Origin of the sequence: Chamaesiphon sp. VAR_48_metabat_403 (genome assembly GCF_031422475.1) — a bacterium.
GTDB lineage: Bacteria > Cyanobacteriota > Cyanobacteriia > Cyanobacteriales > Chamaesiphonaceae > Chamaesiphon.
In genome coordinates, this window is the sequence record NZ_JANPLS010000377.1 from 1 (window position 1) to 2,535 (window position 2,535).

Genomic DNA, 2,535 nt, shown 5'->3' on the forward strand with positions numbered 1-2,535 from the left:
TAGAGCAAACAAACTGGTTTAAAGTTGCCTTTAAAGTTCAAGGTTCGGTCATACCTACTATTTTTGGTAGAGTTTTACTTTGCGGAGCTTTTGGCTTACTTGTCTCAGTTTTGTCTTTTTATAAACTCCCGATTGCGGCGAAAGCTTTTGGTGGCATAATTCCGAGTATTGTCTTGGGTTTATTACTAGTATTCAGGACAAATACTGCTTATGAGCGATTTTGGGAAGGTCGCAAAGCTTGGGGGACGATGGTTAATAATATTCGGAATTTGTCCCGATCGATCTGGGTAGCGATCGACGAACTAGATCTCAATCATCGACATGAAAAGGAGCAAATTTTAAGGCTGTTAATAGCATTTGCAATATCGACTAAGCTACATTTAAGATCTCAAGCTGTTGACGATCGCTTATCAAAATTAGTTTCACCCTTACAACTTGAAAAACTCCAATCGACAACTAATGCACCTTTAGAAATCGCCTTTTGGATCGGTGATTATTTACAAGCGAAACACGAGCAAAATCAGATTAGTTTGTATCAAATGAACGAATTGCAAACGCTCTTAAATGGATTGGTCGATATGCTCGGTGCTTGCGAACGAATTTTACGCACGCCAATGCCGATGGCTTATGCAATTCATCTCAAACAATTAATCATGCTTTATTGCTTATTATTACCTTTTCAAATTGTTGAAGAACTTCGGTGGTGGACAGCTTCAGCAATTGCTTTAGTTAGTTTTACGTTATTTGGTATCGAAGCCATCGGCGTGGAAATCGAAAACCCTTTTGGTACCGATCCTAACGATCTGCCCCTCGATACAATCTGCAATACGATCGAACGTAATATCGAAGATCTAATTAGTATCGAACCCCATTATCGTCGAGCTGGTATGTATGGCAGTATTAGTAATTCGGGCGAGCAGTTTAATTAGGTTTTAGGTTTTAGGCTTTAGGGGGAAAGAGGAAAGGCTTTAGATTTTTCTCTTCCCACACTCCTTACTCCAAAAATCGATCTCCCTCTCTAGATTGAGTCTGGCGATCGATTCTAGTTCGTTGAATAATAATTCTGTATGATAGAGTCGATCTCGTGCTAGAAAATGCTCTAACATGCGGATGCGTCCGATTTGATATGCGGTATCCGACACCCAACTATACTCGCGACGGATCGATTGCTGGTAAGCTTGATAGATAACGGGATCTGCACCGAGAATTGCTAAATCTGCATCTAGAAAAATACATAAATCGCGATCTGTCGGATCGATTTTATGTCCTTCGGTTGCTAAAATTAACGAGCTAACTAGTTCGATCGTTGCTGGAGATACACCCAAATTTGCTAGTAAATCTTTGGCGGCTCTAGCACTTTGAATTTCATTATCGGCAGCTTGCGGATCGTAGATAAAATCGTGAAACCAGGCTGCGAAATATACCGCGCTCGGATTTGCTAAATCGCTAAACCGATCGAGAGTAACGAAGATCTGGTAAATGTGGTTGAGATTGTGATAGTGTCGATCGGGCTGAGTATAAGCAGTAACTAAAAGCTTAAAGACGCGATCGATTTCCGATCGATTAGAGGTATATTCGAGCAGTGGATCGATCGAAAGACGATCGCAACATTGCTGCCAGATTTGAGTCAATCGATCTGCTCTGCTATGCCAACCAGATGTTTTGCGAATGTCAGCAAGATCGGACATGACTTATCAATCGCCGCCCTTCAAAGCTCTGTTAAAATTTTGACGGTAAGAAGCATTGACGATGTAGCAAACTGGCCAAAGTAGTGCGAGAACGATCTTGGTAGTAAGAGTGCGTTGATAATAGGTACGGTTGAAGTTGCGCGAAAATCTCCAGACTCCATATCCGTATGCTCCCACTAAACCGACAACAACGAAGTTCATAAGTCTTGTTTATTTCTCAATGATGACGAGTTTGACAGAATTGGTAGCGAAATTGCACTATTGTAGCAATCTACAATCTATTCTAGCCCGATTCCGTAAATCCTGAATTGGGCTAAATATATTAACCTATGCGATCGCGCAGTCCCAGGCTTCAAAAATCGACTGACAATGAAGATGTATTGGGTGACTATCCCCTAGAAAAAAAGATATGCAACTCCGCGCAGTATTGATGGCTGGAGGTTCTGGAACGCGGTTGAGACCTTTAACCTGCGAAATACCCAAACCGATGGTACCAGCGATCGATCGTCCGATCGCCGAGCATATTATTAATTTGCTCAAACGCCACCACATTACCGAAATTATCATCACCTTGCATTATCTCCCAGAGGTAATTCAAAATTATTTTGGCGATGGTAGTGATTTTGGTGTCAAAATTCATTATGCGATCGAAGCAGAGCGCGCCTTGGGTACGGCTGGCTGTGTCAAAAATGTCGAAGAAATTCTAGGCGGGACTTTTTTAGTAATTAGTGGCGATAGTCTCACCGATATCGATCTTACGGGCGCGATCGAGTTTCACCGTCAAAAGGGGGCAAAGGCGACAATTATCTTAACTCAGATTCCCTACCCGATCGATTTTGGGGTGGTA

Annotated in this window: 4 protein-coding genes; 2 read left to right on the top strand and 2 right to left on the bottom strand. The window is 42.1% G+C overall.

What is annotated here, in order from left to right:
• Nucleotides 1-929: bestrophin family ion channel (locus tag RMO79_RS18020; RefSeq protein WP_310484622.1), on the top strand; the 929-nt coding region annotated here is incomplete at its 5' end.
• A 39-nt stretch (nucleotides 930-968) separates the two neighbouring features.
• On the opposite strand, the gene RMO79_RS18025 is transcribed toward RMO79_RS18020, so the two are convergent.
• The gene (locus RMO79_RS18025) at nucleotides 969-1,688 is read right to left on the bottom strand and encodes a hypothetical protein (RefSeq protein ID WP_310484623.1); all 720 of its coding nucleotides are present in this window, start codon (nucleotides 1,686-1,688) and stop codon (nucleotides 969-971) included.
• Nucleotides 1,689-1,694: 6 nt separating this feature from the next.
• Nucleotides 1,695-1,889, bottom strand: coding sequence for a hypothetical protein (locus tag RMO79_RS18030; protein ID WP_310484624.1), 195 nt, complete (start codon nucleotides 1,887-1,889; stop codon nucleotides 1,695-1,697).
• A 208-nt stretch (nucleotides 1,890-2,097) separates the two neighbouring features.
• On the opposite strand from RMO79_RS18030, the gene RMO79_RS18035 reads away from it, so the two are divergent.
• Nucleotides 2,098-2,535: nucleotidyltransferase family protein (locus RMO79_RS18035; protein ID WP_310484625.1), on the top strand; the 438-nt coding region annotated here is incomplete at its 3' end.

Excerpts from the sequence above, each read along its gene's own strand:
- RMO79_RS18025 (WP_310484623.1), bottom strand. The coding sequence starts at position 1,688 with ATGTCCGATCTTGCTGACATTCGCAAAACATCTGGTTGGCATAGCAGA.
- RMO79_RS18030 (WP_310484624.1), bottom strand. The coding sequence starts at position 1,889 with ATGAACTTCGTTGTTGTCGGTTTAGTGGGAGCATACGGATATGGAGTC.